Here is an 18,616-nt window from a genome sequence, read left to right on the forward strand (position 1 = left end):
TTCCCCCGACCATGCTGGCCGCGGTGGAGACCTTCCTGACCGACCGCGGCGCCCATGGGGTCGAAGGCGCCGGCCTGGTGGCGTGTATCCCGGCGGCCGACGGCGGCTGGGTCGGTACCCGCTTCGTCACGCCAGAGCAACAGGCCCACCGCAGTCCGCTGGGCTGCTGGGTCGAGGTGACGGAGATCGGCAAGCGGCAGCTCGCCAGCTCGCTGCGGCCCGACGAGCGCTTCCTCGTCCGTGTTCACAGCCATCCAGCCGAGGCGTTCCACTCCGCGGCCGACGACCGAAATCCTGCATTGACGTTCCGCGGTGCCTTGAGCGTCGTCGTGCCGTACTTCGGTCTCGGGCTCCGCCGAGGGCTGGACGCCTGCGCACTCCTGCGCCTCACCGACCAGGGTTGGACGCCAGCGGAAGCTGAGCGGCGCGCATGGCTGCGCGCCGGTACCGAATGGGAGGCTGGGCAGTGACGGATCCTCGGTTACGCCTGGTCAACGGTACGAACCTTGCCGAGCACGGTGCGGCGGTCCTGCGGGCGCTCGATGAGGTGCGCGTGATCGTGCGGGTGGGCGGAGCGCCAACCAGTGCTGCGCCAGCTGTGCGTCTGCTGTTGGGGCTGGCGGCGCGTCTGTTCTCGCACGTCGAGATTGATGGCGAGGCCGAGGCTGGCGTCGCCGGAACCTCGATCTCGGCCAACTGCCTGTTGGACCGGCTGGCGTGGTTGCGACCTGCGCCGACCGCGTCACCCACCAAGGACAGGGTCATTGGTCTCGGCGACGCGCAGAATGGCGCGGTTACGCTCGGCGTCGGCGGAGGCGTGTTCGCGTGCCGGGTGGGACACGCGCCGCAGCCCATCGTCGACGATGATGGTCCGCTGCTGGGTCTTCAGGCCGCCGTCTGCATCGCGGTTGCGGAGCTGGTGAAGGAGGTGCTCGCCCCGTTGGGGATGATGGCCCGCCGGCTCGACCACGACCTCGTCTGGGACCTGCTCACCTATCGTGTCGGTGCGGTCGAGCCGGTCGTCCCCATCGGCCGGGTCTTCCCCAGGCTCGCCTTGCTCGGTGTCGGGTCCGTGGGAACCAGCGTCGTCGCCGCGCTCGCGAGCGGGGACAAGCCGTTCGTCGCGAGCGTCGAGTTGATCGACCCAGAGGTCTTCGACGACCGCAATCCATTCCGTTATCCCGCGCTCGTCGACGACGTCACTGGGTCGGCCAAGGTCGGGTGGGGGGCCAACTTACTCACGGCGGCCGGGATACACACGGAACCGTACGTCGGCACGGTCGACCAGTGGATTACCTCCAATGACGCGCCTGGGTTCGACGGGTTGCTCATCGCGAGCCCCGATACCGTCGGCGGTCGGCGGGACGTTGCTGACGTACTGGCGCGTAGCACTTTGTCGGTTGGCGTATCCGGCATGGCTTTCCATCTGGCCCGCCACCATGCCGGCGACGGGTTGGCATGCCCCTATTGCGAATACGTTTCTCTTGGGCCAGCCACCACGCAGGCCGACGTCTACGCTGGGCAGACTGGCCTTGAGGTCGCAAGAGTCCTGCAGCTGATGCAGCCGCACGTCGTTTTGACCCCACAGGACCTCGCGGTGGCGCAGGCATCGGGCAAGATTCAGCCGGACACGGCCGTGTCCCTCGTCGGGCATCGCCTGGACGATCTCGTCGCCCGTGCCTACGCCGAGATCGAGCTCGTCGACACCAGCCCGACGACCGACGGTGGTGGCCAGGCGTTTCTCGCCACACCCTATGTGTCGGCGCTGGCTGGCATCCTGTCCGCGACGGAGGTTTACAAGGTCCATCTGGGACTGCCTGGGGTAGATCGGCGGCTCGACGTCGATCTCTCGGGCCTGCCGCAGGGCTTCACCCGCCGTCCGTCGGCCGACACCACCGGCGGGTGTCTGTGCGCGTCGCCGTTCCGTCGCCGTTTCGCCCGGCGCCTCTATCAGACTGCGGCGCCTGGATGAGCCCGCGCCTACCCAGGAGTAGCGCCCCGCCGCTGGACAATGACCAAATGCCCACGGATCCGCCAGCGGCGCAGGTGCCCCCCGATTGGGCACAGATATACGAGAAGCATAGGCCCGTGATGTGGAAGGTTGCGGTGGCCGCCCTTCACAGCTCAGGCCGGGTGAAGGCCGACGCGCTGGACGTCGTCAACGACGCCTTCATCTCTATCATGAACAACCCGCCGACCGCGGTCGCAAACTGGGAGGCATTGCTCGTTACGGCAACCCTGCGCAGGGCTAAAGACCGCCTCGGCCAGGCCGAACTCCGTCATACCGATCTTGCGCCAGGCAAGGACGACGGCGAGATCGACGCCTTCGAGCCGCCGCCAGCTGAGGACACCGCCGACGTCGTCATCCGGCAACTGCAAGGGGCTGCAGTCCGCGCCCGGCTGATGGAGGCGATCAGTGTTCTTCCGGCGCGTCAGCAGGAGGTCGTGCGGCTGCGAATCATCGACTCGGAACCAATCGGGGCAATCGCAACCCAGCTGAAGACCAGCTCGGCCAACGTGTCCCAACTTCTCAAGAACGCCCTGCGCACGATCACGGAGACGCTCACGCCGTTGGACGAACTTAGTCCTGCCGATATTGACCGTATCCGCCCCGCTCGAGGCCGAAAGGGTGAGGGATGATGGCCGCCGCTGCCGACGACGCGGGCCTTCCGACTGGGCAAGGACCCGACCCGAACACCGTTGGACATCGTCGTGAGTCAGCCGAGCCCGACGTGGAAGATGCCGTCGAGGCCGCACTGCGTTACCTCGACGATCCCGCAACCGCGTTGGAAATCCCGGACGATGCACCAGCCGCGGTTCGAGTATTACTACAAGCGATTGCGGCCGCCCGGCATGACGACACCGGTTTCGAACACCTAGTTGGGGAGTTCGTACCAGCCGTCCCACCGCCGCTGGAGGAAGATCCGCTTGCCGTTGCCCTCGGCCTGGCAGCGGAGCAAGACCCAACTCTCGCCGGCGCCGCGCTCAAGGCCGCACGCCAACACGCAGGGATGAACGTAGCCGCCCTCGCCCAGCGACTCACCGTCGCGGGCCACGCCGTAAAGACCGGGCAACTGCTGCGCTGGGAAATCGCAGAGAGCGTCTCGATCGACGCCGGAGTCCTGTCATCGATCGCTCGGATTCTCCGCGTAGACGAGGCGCACCTTCGAGCCGCAAAAGCACAACCGTCAGCGTTAGCGCTCTCAACACGGTTTCGTGATCTTGTAAGACGCTTCTCTCGTGCATCTGGCCTCGACTTCCTGGCAGCCCAAGCTCTGCTTTTGGCCAAAAGCGCAACCACCGCCCGCCGGGGCAGCTCATATGACGAGCAGGACTCCCTAGCCGCGCTGACCGCCTTTGTCGAAGCCCGCGAACGTGCCGCCAATCAGGAGCGCCCATGAGCATCACACAGCACGCCAGACGGATCCTCGATGCACTGCCCGACGACCTCCGGGACGCCCTGTGCCGCGCACCATTGTCGGCGCTCAAGCTGCTCGGCCTCACCGCAAATCCAATCGAAGAACTTCACGGCCAACGCGGCGAGGGTGGGTGGTGCGACGGCGTCTCTTTCCTCGACGACGGCGTAATCCTGTACCGCCTCTCGCCCAACAGCCGACGCGAGAACTTCACGGTCGCCCACGAGGTCGCGCACTGGCTGGTCGACAACGACGATGACGCCGCCAGCTGGGTAGCAGACTGCGATGACGCTGGGCGGGTGCTCGAACAGCTCTGCGATCACATCGCCGGGCAACTCCTGATCCCCACAGCCCTAGCCACCACGATGCTGGGAGAGCAGCCGATCCGTGCAGCCCACCTGCGCGCCCTATTCGACGCAACGCAAGCGAGCGAGCCGGCGTGCGCCATCGCGGTAGCGCGCCAGTTACACGGCATCGGCGCCGTCATCATCGTTGATCGTGCAACGGCAGTGGTGCAGTACGCCTCGATTGCATGGAGCGACTTCGACGGCAAACCCATCGCGTATCCTTGGCCTGGACAAACGTTGCCAGACGGCCACCTACTCCGACGAATGGAACCTGGCAGTACTCGAACGGACCGGTCATGGTGGGCGACCCCATGGGGCGAACGCCACGACTACTATCTCGACGCGGTTGCAGGGACGAACCGCATCCACGCGATATTCAGCGAAGTCGACCTGTGGAACATCCAGACCATCCACTTCGACAAGCCCGAACGCCAGCGGACCAGACCCTCCCACGACCTGTCATGCCCATGCGGCTTCACCGGACCGGTGACTGGCTATCCCCACGACACCTGCCGCGAGCCGTTCTGCCCCAAGTGCGGCTCGTGCGGATGCCAACGGCGCACTGCCAAGCACCAGCCCTGCGCACGCTGCTTCGTCCACACGCCGCCAATCGATCTGGTGGACGGAGTCTGCAGCATGTGTCGATAGCCATCCCTGCCTGCGGATCCAAGGTGACAGATCCCGCGCCCCCGGGTTGACCACCGCCCGCTCAGTCGGCACGGAACGCTTCGCTCTGCGGAATCCCTTCGGTCGCCGCGCCCTCGATCATCCCCAGCAACCGCCACAGGGCACCGCCGGGGCCCGTGGATCTTGGCAGGCGGCGAAGATTCGCCTGAAGGGTGTAACTTGGTCTGCGCTACTCACCGTGAGTGGGGACGCCCGCAGGCCGACAGGCTTCGGCCGATGCGCCTGCCGGCCTGGTGAAGATGCGCCACCGCCTCACAGACTCCGCCGGAGCGTCGCGCCTCAGTACGAGGGAATTTGAGCTGACGACAAACAGTTCTGACGCCCCTGTCGAGGCTTGTCACTGGTTGTCAAAACCTATACTTACCGCCCGTTACGATCTTGAGCCTGCCATCATTCGTCAGCATTTGGCGTTGAACTGCGCAAACGCCGCCTGGAACTGGATGTCGTCTGTTGCTGATTGTCAACGCTGTGCATGGGTTTTCGGGGGGTAAACGGGGGCGCTGCCTGGGGGCCTGCTGCGGCCGGGTCAGCGGAATGGGTATGCCACCCCAGGTCTGGCTTCCTGGCGCGTCGATCGGATGGCGGTGGCGTGCGGCGGATTCAGCCTCGCCGCGCGGGCAATAGTCCAGGGCTCGCGCTACCGCCGAGGCCGACCGGACAGCGGCGTGAGCGGACGCCACTCGGTCGACGATTGCGTCGAACTGGCTCGGCGACCACCATCCCGCCCATAGCTGACGGACGGACGAGACTGCATGCACGCCGGACCGCCAGGGCTGGTAGCCCAGCTCAGCACCGTTCTGTCAGAGACCGCCGCTGTTGCGACCGGATCCCTTTCTGGGGATCCCTGGTGGGGGTGCTGCGGCTATACACCGGCCGTGGCGTGGATGCTGGCCACCCGACGTGGAAATGGTGGCCTTCATGTCACGGTCATCACCCCGCGGGAATCCGCCGCCACGCCACGCGTGCCTGGGACAATCGGAACCGATGATCAGCAACAGCTCCGGCGTACAGGTCGGCGACGGCAACACTCAGCACAACCACTACTACGGGCTCCCCACGCCCGGCGTGCCGCTGACGGAGTGGTGGAACGACACATGGTTGCCGTTCGCTGACCCTCCCCTCGGCGCGGAGATCGTGCTGGCCGGGCGCCAGGAGCAGGCCGCCGCCCTGCGGGCCGCGCTCGACACCGGCCCGGCCGTCGTCGAGGTTGGGGGCGAGCTAGGCGCGCTGGAGCTTAAGGCGTTCATCGCGGCGGCCCTGAACGGCACGCCGCTGGGCAAGCTCACGCTGCTGATCGACGATCAGGCGGCCCTCCGCGCCCACCTGGCAGCGCAGGAACCGCGGATCCTGGCCGTTCCGACTAGCCTGCCGCTGAACGAGATCCCGCTCCGGCGCCCGCACACCATCCTGGTGTACGGCAAGCTCGTGCCGCACCCGGCCGTGAAGGTGCCCGCGCTCGACGAGGAGGAGGTCGAGAGACTCCTGTCCGCCTCGATCGAGCCGGACCGGGCCCGGTCCCTCGGCATCCTGGCCCGGCGTGGGCTGGGCCAGCTGTGGCGGGCCCTGGCCAAACACCGCTCGCTCGCGCTCCCGCCTTGGGCCCGGTCGGCCGATGTCCGCCTTCGACGGCTGGCGCTGTTGGGCGGCTGGCACGGCGATCACGACGACGATCGGGCGATCGTCAGCGGGTTCACCGGGGTGGATTACGCCGAGATGGCCGAGATCTCGGCTCAAGCGGCCGCAGACCCGGACACGGCGATGCTCGGGCACCTGGGTCAGCGATGGTACGTGCAGGCGCCCGAGGACACCATCGTCCTGCTGGCGCCCAGCTTCACCGAGGAGGACCGGGCGGCATTCGCCGGCCTGGCGGTCCGTGTCCTCACCACGCACGGCGGGTCGGTGGCGATCCGGCGCGGCATCGCGGAGTCGCTGGTCGTCCTCGCAGTCCGTGGTGGTTCGGCCGACCTCGTGCACCGGGTGGTGCGCGAGGTTATGAGTCAGGCGAACGTCTCCCTCGCGGACGTGCTGACGTATCTGGCCGAGGCATCCCCCACCGCGTTCCTCGACGCCGTGCGAACCGGCCGCCCCTCCTTCCGGGCGGCCCTGGAGCTCCTCGCCTGGCCGACCGAGCATTTCGGCGGTGCGGTCGAGGCTCTGGCCCGGATGGCCGCGGCCGATCCGGGCAGCGACGAGCCGGACCGGCCGGGCGTCTCGCTCGCCGAGATTTTCGAGGTCACACGGCCCCAGACCAACGCACCCCGGCTGGTCCGGTTGCGCGCCCTGAAGCGGATGCTCCGCGACCAGCCGGAGGTCGCCCGGACGCTGCTGCTCGACCTGCTCCGGTCGGCTCGGCACGGCACCGTCGGTACGCTCCACCCGACGCCGCTCCTGCGGGCCTGGCCGATACCGGGGGCACCGCCGCCGGCCGAGACCTACGCTGCCTTCCGGGACGTCGCCAGCCTGACACTGGACGACCTCGACGACGATCCGGAGCGCTTCCTCGCCCTCATCCCGCTGTCTGACAATCTGCCTGACGACCAGCGCTCTGGCTTCGTGCAGCGGCTGATGTCCCTGTCCGGGTCGATCGACGACCAGGACATGCGGCGGCGTCTGTCCGAGGCGCTGCGCAAACTGATCGCTCTGCACATCGATGTCGGCGACGCGCCATGGGCGATGTCGGCCGACGAACTCGCGCCGTTCCGGCGGGCCGCCGACGCGCTCGCGCCGTCGAAACCGGCCGACCAGATGTTCTGGCTGTTCGGCGACCGGTGGCCTCAGCCGGAGGGCGTGACGAGGAGACGGTCCAGCGCGGAGTACTTCACCGAGCTGTCCCGGCTGCGGGCCGAGGCGGTGGCACGGATCCTGGCCTCCGGTGGTCTCGACGCGCTGGTGGCGCTGGCTGACCGGACCGGGAACGGCGACCTGATCGGGGCCGCCCTCGCCCAGTCGCCGTCCACCGAGCACGACGACGTGCTGCTGACCTGGCTGTCCGAGGACCGCCCGGCGAACCGGCTGGACATCGCGTTCGAGTACTTCGCGCTGCGGATTTGGCGCGGCGCCGACTACCTCGACTGCACTTCGGATCCGACTGCGCGGGCGAGGCTGCTGCTGGCGCGGCGCGATCCGGAGCACACTGATCCCGGCCCCGAGGAGGCCGCCGTCTACTGGCGCGAGTTCGGGATCAACGGCCTCGGCGCGGACTTCACTGGTGTCGCGAAGGCGGCGGCCGGCCTGATCAGCGTGGCACGGTTCGCGGCAGCCCTGGATCTGATCGCGATGTACGCCGAACAGGTCGACACGCCCGAGGTCGCCGTCGAGGCGGCCACCGCCTGCGAGGGATTTGTCCGGTCGGCGGAGGAGGAACGCAGGCTTTCCGGATACGACCTGCAGATCGTCATCGAACTGCTCGAACGTCACCGTGACGCGCTCGGGCCGCATCGGGTGACCGAGATCGAGCTGAACCTTGTCCCGCTCCTGCGCTACGACGCCCGTACGCCGACGATCCATGCCCGCCTCGCCGAGGATCCGGCCTTCTTCGCCGAGCTCGTCGAGACGGCTTTCCGGGCCGAAGGCTCCGACGAGACCGTTGACGACCCGGACCAGGTCGCTCGGATCCGCGCCATCTTCCAGGTCCTGCGTTCGTGGCGCCGCTGCCCAGCCACCGGCCCGGACGGGACCATCGACGCCGAGGCCCTCGCGGCCTGGGTCGACGAAGCGAGACGACGGCTGTCGGCCTCGGGCCGGCTGCGCCTCGCCGACGGGAAGATCGGCGCCGTCCTCGCTTTCGCCGAGCCGGACGAGGACGGCTCGGTGCCACCGCTGGCCGTGCGCGAGGTGCTGGAGGATGCCGACAGTGATGCGATGGACAGGGGGCTTTGGGGTGGTCTCTACAACCGGCGCGGGGTGACGTGGCGAGGCGCCCGGGACGGCGGCGCTCAGGAACGGACGCTCGTCGAGCGTTATCGGGAGTATGAACGACAGGCCGACGGCTGGCCTCGGTCGCAGCACATTCTCCGGCAACTGGCCGACACGTACGAGCGGGAGAGCCGCGAGCATGACCACGATGCAGAGGTCTGGCGCCGCGGAATCGAGTGGTGACGATGGAGATGACATGGACCCGATCGACGTTCTGATCGTGGCGGCAATCCCGCTGGAGTACGAGGCCGCGAAGGTCGGCATCGAGGACTGGGTCTCGTGCGACGATGACGACACGCATCCCTACCTCCGGGGCGAGTACCGATGCTCCGACGGTCGGCGGTTGTCGGTGGCGCTCGCCCGGCCGGTCCGGATGAGCGGTCGCCCGACCGGGGTCGCGGCCACCGCTCTGGTCGACCGGCTGCGTCCGGGCTGCCTGGCCATGCCCGGTGTGTGCGCGGGCAATCCGGGCCAGGTCGCGCTGGGCGATGTGGTGGTGGCCGAGATGACGTACGAGTACGACGAGGGCAAGCAGACCAGGGACGGCTTCGTCGGCGACCACCGGCAGTACCAACTCGACCACAAATGGATCCGCGCCGCGCAGGAGCTAAATCCTCCGATCGGGCTGCCTAGCTACGGCCCCGCAACCGAGGAGGAGGCCGCCCTCTGGCTGCTGGAGCGGCTGCTCCTCGATCAGGACCCGGTGAAGCACCCGGCGTTCGAACGCTACTTCCCACCGGGCACGTGGCCGCAACGGCCGGAGGCGATCGAGGCCCGGGGGCACGTTGTCCGGCCCGGGGTGGAGTGGGTGCTGACCGAGGAGGGCCGCACGTTCATCGAGCGCGCCCGCTACGACGATGTACACGGGCCCACGAAGCTGCCGTTCGCAGTGGCGGTGGCGCCCTTGGCCAGTGGGAGCTACGTGGCCAAGGACGGCGAAGCCTGGGCACGGCTTTCGGCGATGGGCGTCCGCACCGTCACCGGCCTGGACATGGAGGCCGCGACCATCGCCACTGTGGCCGAGAGCCAGGGCGTACCGGACTGGCTAGTGGTCAAGGGCGTCATGGACCACGCCGACCCGGCCAAGGACGACCGCTACAAGCGGTTCGCGGCTCGTGCCTCGGCCGACGTCCTCTACGCCCTGCTGGACCGCCGGGCTGGCCGATCACCGAACCCGGCCGCACGCGACGTCCGGCTGGAGAATGTCCGGGGTCTGCAAATCGGCGACCACAACGTCCAGCACAACACCTTCGACGGCTGAGTGGTGGTGGGATTCGAACCCCCTAAGCGCCTTGCCTGAAGTTATGTCCGTAACTCGCCCGGATTGATCGTCGTCCCAATGAGTTGGCCTCGTCGGGGTTGGATCGCTTGGCTCCCTGATCGCGGCTGATTCGATCCTCGGAGACATTGGGCCACGGCGTGGTTGTCAGCGTTGTGATGGGATTTTCGGGGGAGTAAACGGGGCTATCAAACCGGTCCGACATGGCGGCAGACGGCCCATGCCGGATTCGATGGTGCTCTACCCCGACCTTGATACCGACGTGCCGCGGTCGGTGCCGCGGAACACTGCTGGGTTACGCGCGGACGGGACAGCGCCGATGGCAGGAGGTTTGGCTGCGGGGGTGCGACCGGCCGAGCGGCCGAGCGGCCGACGAGAATGTTCGCGTCCGGCACCGGTTCACCGGCCCGACCGGGCGCCACGATTGCCCCCGGCAGATCGCGCAGCCGTTTGCTCGGGCCTTCGTAGCCATGCACGACGGTCCAGCCTGGCACCAGCTGCCGCGACCTGATCAACCCGACCGGCTCCAGGCGCGGCGACTCCCCTAGGCTCAGCCGGCCCGGGGTGCGCAGCAGCGACCAGATCGAACCGAAACCAGCATCCCACACCACCTCGCCGCGGTCGTCGGCCAGCACACTGCCACCGATCCCCGGCAACACCACCACGAGCGTCTTCCGCGTCACCACCCGACCGCACTCGCAGAACCCATCGATCGCGGCATCACGTCGGTCAGCAATCTTGCCGACCGAACGAACGACCCATTCCGAACACACCACGCCACAGCCAAGATCCAAAGAAGCGGCGGCCGTTGCGGCCTGGGTGGGCATCGATGCGGACAAGGCAAAGCATCACACGGTCGCTATCGACGGCGAGGGTGATGTGCTGTGGTCCGTCAAGGTCAACAATGATCAGCAAGCGATCGTGGACTTGCTGGCCCGCGCTGCCGCAGTCGATGGTGAAGTCCGCTGGGCGGTTGACCTGATGAGCCCCGTTGTAGCCCTGCCGCTTGGGGTGCTGCTGCATGCCCGGCAGCCGGTGGTGTTCGTGCCCGGCCGGACGGTGAACAGGATAGCTGCGGCGTTTCGGGTGAGGGCAAAACCGATGAGAAGGATGCCCGGATCATCGCTGAGACAGCGCGGATGCGGCATCGCGATCTGACGGTCCTCGCTGTGCCGGACGACCTGGCGTTTGAGTTAAGCCGGCGGCGATCGCCGCGCCCGCGCGGTCGTACTGGCTCGGAAGGAGTCTGGGTCGGGTTGGTCGAAGATGGTCCGGGCCAGGGTCGCGACCCATGGCTGCGCCAACTAAAGTGTAAGGCTGCCGACCTCGGCAATAGAATGACCAGTCGGACACGGGCGTGTTAGAGGATATCGATGGGCCGTGAGTCGGCGGGCGCGATGCAGGGTGTGCAAATCGGGCATCACAACATTCAATTAAACATGCTCAGCTCCGAGGTCTGCCGCACCGTCCTCACCGAGGAGGAGTTCCACCGGCTCCACGACCTGCTGCTGGGAATGCCGGCCGTGCGAGACGTTCCGGCGCTGCTGCGGACGGCCGTCGGCGCGGTCGCTGATCGGCAGCCGGGCGACGCAGGGCCGGTGCACTGCGTGGAGTGGCTGCGGGGCCAGGTTGACGCGTCGCTCCTGTTCGTCTTCGTCGAGTATCTCGGGGCCGCCGCTACCAACCCGGCCTCGCGCCGACAGCTGCGGGAGTGGGTCGACACCGTTGCTGGCAACTGGCTCAACGAGAATGGACTCGACCAACTTGCGCGGCTGCGGAGCACACTCGACGCGGGAGGCATGGCGAAGCCGCCGCGCCGTCTCACCATTCTCGTCGAACCCGACGTCCTCACCGGGGGCCGCTACGACGTGCGGGCCTGGCTCAGCGCCGACACTGAAGCGAATTGGGTACCGCAGCTCCACCTGAGTGAGCAGCCCCTGGCGGGTTTGCGGGATGAGGTAACGGGGCTGATCGAGCGGACCCTACCGGGGTGGCCACGCAGCCAAGACCCGGCCGTGACGTTCGCCGTATCACCGGAACTGGTGACCACGCCGTTCGAGCAGTGGACCGTCGGTACGGAGTCAGGGCCGGTCGCGTTGGGCGGCCTCCTGGCCGTCGTCGTGCGCCTGGCACCGCTGGAGCCGTCCGATGCCGCAGCGCACGAACGGTGGAACCGATACTACGCGGCTGGCCGCGACGCAATCGAATGGTTCGATGATGAGACGGCGCCGCGGCCGCTAGACGGCAGACTCCTCGCGCTCATCGGCGAGGAAGTGTGCCGACCGGCCAACGTCGTGCGTGTTCTGCATGCGACCGGAGCGATGGCGGCGCTGTGGCACCGTGGCGCCCGGCATGACCGACGGGCCAGCATCGAAGACGTGCTCTACGGCCGGCCCCTCGCGCGCCTTCCCGACACCGTCCGGTCGCAACGGGCGCAGGCGCTGGAACCGGACGCTGGCGCAGACCACCCCGGCCACGACCTCGTGCTGCTGTGGGCCGATCCGGCCCACCAGCCGATCACCCGCGCAATCCTGGAAGCGCCACGACGAAAGGTGCGATGGTGACGAACGAATGGCGATTGTTCGTCGGGGCTGCCGAGCCGCACGACAGTATCGACCGGCTTCCTCCACCGCCGAACTGGCGCAACTTCGACGAGCGCGCCGACGACCGACTCTATGGCGTCGATCCCTCTAGCGGGCGTCGGCTCGGCCAAAGTGGTGTCGTGCGCCGCTACAGCGACGACGACCTGCGGGTTATCAACGCGGCCATCTATCTGCGACGCCCGCTGCTCGTGTCCGGCGAGCCCGGCGCCGGCAAGTCCGCCCTCGCCGACGCGATCGCCCGTGAGTTGAAGCTCGGCGTGGTGCTGCGATGGCAGATCTCCAGCCGGACCACCGCGCGCGACGGGCTGTACGAGTACGACGCCATCGGCCGCCTGCACGATGAAAACCTCAACCAATTGCGCTACCGATATCACGGAGACGTCCCGCAGCCGCTAGACATCGGTCGCTACGTCCGCCTCGGGCCGCTCGGCACTGCCCTGCTGCCCCGTACGCGCCCGCGCGTCCTGCTAATCGACGAGATCGACAAGGGTGATATCGACCTGCCCAACGACCTGCTTCACGTTTTTGAGGAGGGCATGTTCGAGATCCCCGAGCTCAGTCGGCTCCCTGAGAGCGAGCAGCTGGTCGAGGTGATGACAGCCGATGAATACGGTCGTGCGCCGGTGCGCCGGGGTCGCGTGCACTGCCAGGCTTTCCCCATCGTCATTCTGACGAGTAACCGGGAGCGCGAGTTCCCGCCGGCCTTTCTTCGCCGCTGCATCCGGCTCGACCTGCAGCCGCCGTCGGCGCAGGAGCTGTCCGACATGGTCGCGGCACACTTCAGCGTCGGCCGGGCGCACGAGGCTCGGAACCTGGTCGAACAGTTTCTGCGGCGGCGCACCCAGGCCGAACTGGCCAGCGACCAGCTGCTCGGCCTGGTTTACCTAGCGGCCTACGGTCGCTCGGAGTCGGCGTACGGCTGGAACTCGCTCATCGACGCGGTGCTGCGCGGGCTGGTCGAGTCGCGGGACGCATGAACCCAAGACTGTTCGAGGTGCTGCACAAGGCGGGCCTATCGCCGAGCGCAGAGGATGTCGCTGACGCGCTCTGGCTGGCGCAGTGGATCGGCGTACCGACAACGTCGACCGAGCCGCCATATTCTGGACCGTCAATGACGGCCACGCCGTCGGTGCAAGTCAGGCCGCGCGAGGGGACCGGCTCGATGCCGAAGGGGTCCACCTCGGTGCAGCAGCCGCCGCCTCTTGGCGAGGCATCACGGGCCGCCTCGGCGACGCTTTACAGTTCCGATACCGATTCGGCCCGTTCCGGTGACGTTGGCGAAGCGCCCGCCGTTACGCTGGTGCGGGGCATCGGCGTCGGTCCGATCATCGGTGCCCGCGATCTCGCGCGGGCATTGCGTCCGCTGCGGCGCGGCACATTCGTGATCGACGACCGACCGGTGCTCGATGAACTGCGCACCGCGGAGGCATCGGCTCGAGCGTCTGCACCGTCACCGATCTGGCGGCGCCAGTCGGGGCGGTGGCCTATCCTCGTGCTGCTGATTGACTCTGCACCGTCCATGGCCGTTTGGCAGCGAACGAATTCGGCACTGCGATCCAGCCTCGCCCGCCTCGGCGCATTCCGCCGCGTCCATATGCGCGACTTCGACGGTGAGGACCCGGCGACGCTGCGCCACCTCACCAACCTGTCGGCCAGCGTGGTCATCGTCTTCAGCGACGGGGTGGGTCGGGCGTGGCGTGACGGAACCGCGCAGAGCCTGCTGCGCCGACTTGCCACCCGAGCCTATGTCACGATCATCAACCCGTTGCGCCCGCAAATCTGGCGCCGCACAGGAACCCCGACGGACCGGGCGCGGATCCGTGGCAGCGTTGGTGTATTGGCCAACACCGCATGGCACATAGCTGGCGAAGGCGCGTCCGGCAGGGTACCGATCCCTGTGCTCCATCCGTCAACGCGGTTTCTCGCAACGTGGGCACGAATAATTGCTGGCGAGACGTCATGGTTCACCCTGCCACTGCTGATGCCGCCATCACTGCCGGCGACGCCGTCGCCTATGTCGGCGGGCGAACGGCTGCGCCAGTTCCGCGCCGTAGCGTCCCCGACCGCGTTTCGGCTCGCCAGTCTCCTGTCCGCTACACCGCTGAGCCTGCCGATGATGCAGCTCGTACAGCGGGCCCACCTTCCCTCGTCGACCGAGTCGGACCTCGCCGAAGTGCTGCTGTCCGGGCTGGTCGAGGAGACTGAGCACGGCTACGACTTCATCCCAGGCATACGTCCGCTATTGCTGAAGTACCTGACCCGAACCAAGGCCCTGCAGACCCTCGACATCGCCTTCACGTACTACGTCCCGGTGGGTGGCCTTGACGTACGGGCGCTGCTCGACGGTGATCCGGTACCGACCAGCCTCCTACCACTAGCCCGGGTCACGGCCGCGCTGCTGCGTGTGATGGGCGGGCCGAATAGCGTGCTCGCTGAGCGGACTATCCGCGCAGCCGCCGACGCTACAGCCGGGCGAGCCGAGGCCGGAGCGCTGGCCTTGAACGAGGACGAGTCTGACAGCGACCTGCCCATCTTCACCTCCGCCCGATCGGCCTGGTTCACCGACTGGGACAGTGACACCAACACAACGCCCGTCATCAGCTGGGCAAGCGACAATGACATCGCGTGGCGGGCCGCCGAGCAGGTTGCCGAGCGGGCCGCGCGGCCGCAGATCGTGGACGAGAGCACGGGCCTGCCCCGCCGGGTGCCGCAGCAAAATCTGATCCCTGGCAGCGCAGGCCCGCTGGCTGAGCGCCCACTGCGCATCGTCCGCGACGCCGCCCAGATCGCCGCCAACACGACGGCTTACTTCCGCGGCTGGCGCCGCGGAAGAGAGGTCGGCGGCTTCTCGATCGGCGGACGCCCGGGCCGCGAGTCGGCCGGCGGCTGGGACTTCCGCCGCTAGTACTAGGGGCAGGCTCGGGAGTATCGCTCCACGCGCCGCTCACCCATCACCCTTTAGGGCCGCCTCCGTGGCGGGCAGCCATCGGGCAGCGCCTCTGGCCTGACTACCTCAACATCGTCATGACGCTGGCCGCGACATCGACCGGGCTCGGGCATGCCCACAGTGACCTGCCAGACCGACGCGACGGTGCGATACGCGGGGTCGGTGTCCGAAGCACTCCCGCCGACGAGGGAGGTTGTGCACTACCGTCGTCAGCTATCCGCCGAGCAGGTGGATCGTCGACGCCTCAACACCAATGTTGGTCGGCGTTGGGCGCGACCCTGTACACGCCCTGACTGTCCGAAAAACGACGGACAGCACGTCGCTGTCTGCTTCATTGCAATGGCGCTGCGAAGGTGTTGGTCTGAGTGTTGCCATTGCCGACCTGCACACCTTGCGAACCAGACACCGTCACCGTCATGCCGTTCGCTTCGCCTAGCATCCGTACCAGGTCAGCGGTCAGTTCGACATCCGCAGCCAGCGCCGCACGCACCTGCGCCGTCAACACCTCCACTAGTTCCAAATCCTCGGGCTTCCCGGCCAGATTCAGCACGGCAGCCTGTACCTGATTGGCCCGCGAGGAACCGAACAGCCGCCGCGCCACACGGCGGCCCATGACGAGAGTGGCGTTCGCCGTAGCATCAACCGTTCCGTCGCTCACCCGCTGAACAACGGCCGCCCCGTACGCACCGGCCGCCGCTGACAGGTACGGCACCACCGCCGAGGCCACTTCACCAACATCAACTACCACGGGCTCTCCCAACATCACTAACCGCAAGCGGAATATCATCCACTGGTGTACCACGCCGCCGCGACTGCTCAGGGTGAACAGCCGCGCCCCTATCCAGTGTATTGACGTGGGGCTTTCGATGAGCCTAGAGTCTTCCGCGCTCCAACCCCTTGGTCTAGAGCGGGCACCCTGCCCAGAAACGTGATCAAGCACTGAGGGTGGCATGAACGAGCGTCCGCGCCGCAGCCTCCGCTGTAGCGTCGTGCCCCGGTACGAGACGATTTGAGCTGCCGGCAACCTGTAACCTGTTCTGACGCCCCTGTCGAGGCTTGTCACTGGTTGTCAAGACCTATTCTTACCGAACGTGGCGATCTCGGGTTCGTCATCGGTTGTTGAATTGGGCGTTAAGCTGCACGAACGCCGTCGGACAGTGATAGTCACTTGTAGCTGATTGTCAACGCTTGGCGGGGGTTTTCGAGGGGTAAACGGGGGCACTGCTGACGCGCCGCTGTCGCTGCCGCCGACGTCCTGCCGGGTCGTGTTGACAAGACAGGGCCCCTCCCCCGCCACCCCGCGGAGGCCATGGACCGCTCGTGCTTCAACCTCACGCAAGTAGCTGGGTGCGGCGCCGGGGTGTGACCACACCCCGGCACACGTGATGCATGTCAACCGGCTATGTCAGCGAACGAGCCCGACCGCCGCCTGGATGATGTTCGCTCGGTCTCCCGAGTCAGAGCCGCGAAGGGCGACGATGCCTAGGATGACGGCGCCGGTCACCGGCACGCCGATCACGATGAGGGTCGTCCAAGAGAACGGGTTCAACTGAGTAGTTTGGCTCTCCACAACGGTCTCCTACGGATCGTGACCGAGCTGGAGGCGCGCAGGACTCAGCTCGGCCGCCACCGGACCTTTGACTGAGGTCCTGCTCCGACTAGCAGAATCCTTTGCTGCTCTGGCACACGCGCCCCGTGTAGGTACCGCTGCTTATCGGCTCGTGTTCCCGTCTGGCCTCATGTATAGGTGGCTCGTCCGGTAGTCGGAACCGGAGTTCGCCGTAAAGCACCGCCAGTCGGTCAGACGCCACCGCGAGGGTGGACACTTGCCGTACATAGTACCGGTCATCGCGGTCTCTGGGCATCAGGGTTCGCACGAGACAACGGTTCGCAGGTGTGCATCGCCTGGTTCCCTGATCGCGGCTGGTTCGATCCTCGGAGACATTGGGCCACGGCGTGACGATGCTCATCGCGCGATATTCGCAACAGCGGTACGTCAGTATTCTTCGTCGAGTCCGGTTTCGGCATCATTCTCGAGGGCGTCCTCGTTGGCCTGCGGTAGCCCGCTTGACTGGATTGCGCCGGGGTCGGCGTGCAGCGCCGCACTGATGCCGCCGACGTACACGACCGCCTGGTCCAGCAGCAGCTCGACCACCGCGTCGAACGGTGCGCCTAGCGCGACCCGCAGCGGCCGAGTGACTCCGAGGCGGTCCAGCCGTGCGCGGCGCTCGGCGACGGCGGCCGCCATGGCGCGTCGGACGTAGCCGTCGAACCGGCCGATCCAGAACGGGCTGGGCGGGTCGGCGGTCGGGCTCCCGGAGCCGTCGGTGTTCGGGTCGCCGGGAACGGTTGCCCAGTAGTCGGCGTCGTAGCCGACCCAGAGCTCGTGCTCCAGTACCGCCACTGTGACCCAGACCGCCCGGCCGGTCCTCTGTACGTTACTTACCCAGTCCACTCGCACGCCGGCGTCGGCGAGCCGTCGGTCGAGGCCGGCGCAGAACTTCTCAGCGATGTCTACGACCTGGCTCACCATCCGACCAACGGCCACGTCGTTGACTGCCGCAGTGAAGGGCGTGAAGTCGCTGATGTCCTCCAACGCCGCGTCCAACGCCAGTAACTCGTCGAACGGCTTGCCAGCCGAGTCGACGACGGTGCGCAGCAAGTGCGTCCAGGACAGGACGACGACTCGGCGCTCGTCGACCACCCCGCGGTGAATGCCGCTACGCTCCTGCAGCGCGGCGCCCAGCTGCTGGCCGGCCTGCAGAGCCAGTGCACGGGCCAACGGCGCCCGGGTCACCAGGACGAGCGCCCCACCGTCCGGCAGCTGGCGCAGGTAGCGAGCGGCCTGATCGCTTGAGGTCAGCGCGGAGTCGACCTTGGTCTCGATGATGCACGGGGTTGTATCGCCGCGGGACAGCGTGAAGTCCCGGTACGACTGCTTGCCGGTCAGCTCGTCGACGGTGTAGCTCTCACGGCCGAGCCGGGTGCCGGCGAGATCCGTGCCGGTGAGGGTCCCGACGGCGTCGAGGAACGCGCGGTACATAGCCCGATCGGCGATGAGCAGCGCCTCGAGGAGGTTGTTGGTGGTCAGCTCGGGCGTTCCGGTGGCGCGAATGAGGTACCGCAGCGACTGATGCGGAACGGTGGCCGTCATGGTCAGAGCTCGCCTCTCGCGAAAGTTCCGACAAGGCAAACGTCGATCCTGGCCTATCACCAGACCGTAGAGCATCGTGCGGTCGGGCGGTATGCTTCACCGACCGGCGGAGTGGATTCCGCGATTCGCGTCGCGGCGAGGACGAGCAAGTCAGGACCGTGAGCGTCCTCGGCCGAGCGAGCAGCAACTTGAACCGACGACAACCTGTTCTGACACCTCTGTCGCGGCTTGTCACTGGTTGTCAAAACCCGGCATCTACCTACATAAA

At 67.4% G+C, this 18,616-nt stretch carries 13 protein-coding genes and 1 pseudogene; 11 read left to right on the forward strand and 3 right to left on the reverse strand.

The window, feature by feature from the left end; all coding sequences use genetic code 11:
- Positions 1–23 precede the first annotated feature (23 nt).
- The 7 genes from AC6JBM_RS40805 to AC6JBM_RS40835 all read left to right on the forward strand — a co-directional run bounded on the left by AC6JBM_RS40805 (position 24) and on the right by AC6JBM_RS40835 (position 9,626).
- Complete coding sequence (locus AC6JBM_RS40805; protein ID WP_497979149.1) at positions 24–470, forward strand: hypothetical protein; 447 nt, start codon at positions 24–26, stop codon at positions 468–470.
- Positions 467–1,972, forward strand: coding sequence for a hypothetical protein (locus AC6JBM_RS40810; protein ID WP_497979150.1), 1,506 nt, complete (start codon positions 467–469; stop codon positions 1,970–1,972). The genes AC6JBM_RS40805 and AC6JBM_RS40810 overlap by 4 nt, the downstream gene beginning before the upstream one ends.
- Positions 1,973–2,019: 47 nt before the next feature.
- Positions 2,020–2,640 carry an RNA polymerase sigma factor gene (locus AC6JBM_RS40815; RefSeq protein ID WP_497979151.1) on the forward strand — a complete coding sequence of 207 codons (621 nt, stop codon included), beginning with the start codon at positions 2,020–2,022 and terminating at the stop codon, positions 2,638–2,640.
- Positions 2,641–2,732: 92 nt separating this feature from the next.
- On the forward strand, positions 2,733–3,401 hold the full coding sequence (locus AC6JBM_RS40820; protein WP_497979152.1) for a hypothetical protein: 669 nt from the start codon (positions 2,733–2,735) through the stop codon (positions 3,399–3,401).
- Positions 3,398–4,411, forward strand: coding sequence for an ImmA/IrrE family metallo-endopeptidase (locus AC6JBM_RS40825; RefSeq protein ID WP_497979153.1), 1,014 nt, complete (start codon positions 3,398–3,400; stop codon positions 4,409–4,411). Before AC6JBM_RS40820 ends, AC6JBM_RS40825 begins: the two co-directional genes overlap by 4 nt.
- 1,023 nt (positions 4,412–5,434) lie before the next feature.
- On the forward strand, positions 5,435–8,548 hold the full coding sequence (locus AC6JBM_RS40830; RefSeq protein WP_497979154.1) for a hypothetical protein: 3,114 nt from the start codon (positions 5,435–5,437) through the stop codon (positions 8,546–8,548).
- A 13-nt stretch (positions 8,549–8,561) separates the two neighbouring features.
- Positions 8,562–9,626, forward strand: a complete 1,065-nt coding sequence (locus tag AC6JBM_RS40835) for a hypothetical protein (RefSeq protein ID WP_497979155.1) — start codon at positions 8,562–8,564, stop codon at positions 9,624–9,626.
- A 206-nt stretch (positions 9,627–9,832) separates the two neighbouring features.
- Here AC6JBM_RS40835 and AC6JBM_RS40840 read toward each other — a convergent pair whose 3' ends face one another.
- Positions 9,833–10,471, reverse strand: a complete 639-nt coding sequence (locus AC6JBM_RS40840) for a hypothetical protein (protein ID WP_497979156.1) — start codon at positions 10,469–10,471, stop codon at positions 9,833–9,835.
- Between the two features lie 52 nt (positions 10,472–10,523).
- On the opposite strand from AC6JBM_RS40840, the pseudogene AC6JBM_RS40845 reads away from it, so the two are divergent.
- From AC6JBM_RS40845 to AC6JBM_RS40860, 4 genes and pseudogenes are all read left to right on the forward strand, one after another.
- A pseudogene (locus AC6JBM_RS40845) lies at positions 10,524–11,008 on the forward strand (IS110 family transposase).
- A 9-nt stretch (positions 11,009–11,017) separates the two neighbouring features.
- A complete protein-coding gene (locus AC6JBM_RS40850; protein ID WP_497979157.1) occupies positions 11,018–12,208 on the forward strand; it encodes a VMAP-C domain-containing protein in 1,191 nt (396 codons plus the stop codon).
- Complete coding sequence (locus AC6JBM_RS40855) at positions 12,205–13,224, forward strand: AAA family ATPase (RefSeq protein WP_497979158.1); 1,020 nt, start codon at positions 12,205–12,207, stop codon at positions 13,222–13,224. The genes AC6JBM_RS40850 and AC6JBM_RS40855 overlap by 4 nt, the downstream gene beginning before the upstream one ends.
- Positions 13,221–15,152: an SAV_2336 N-terminal domain-related protein gene (locus tag AC6JBM_RS40860; protein ID WP_497979159.1), complete on the forward strand. Its 1,932-nt coding sequence runs from the start codon at positions 13,221–13,223 to the stop codon at positions 15,150–15,152. The genes AC6JBM_RS40855 and AC6JBM_RS40860 overlap by 4 nt, the downstream gene beginning before the upstream one ends.
- Positions 15,153–15,525: 373 nt before the next feature.
- On the opposite strand, the gene AC6JBM_RS40865 is transcribed toward AC6JBM_RS40860, so the two are convergent.
- Entirely contained in the window at positions 15,526–15,942 is a 417-nt protein-coding gene (locus AC6JBM_RS40865; protein ID WP_497979160.1) for a hypothetical protein, read from the reverse strand.
- A gap of 1,248 nt (positions 15,943–17,190) precedes the next feature.
- On the reverse strand, positions 17,191–18,348 hold the full coding sequence (locus AC6JBM_RS40870; protein WP_497979161.1) for a hypothetical protein: 1,158 nt from the start codon (positions 18,346–18,348) through the stop codon (positions 17,191–17,193).
- Positions 18,349–18,616: the final 268 nt, after the last annotated feature.

The sequence above is a fragment of the Dactylosporangium thailandense genome, assembly GCF_059739745.1.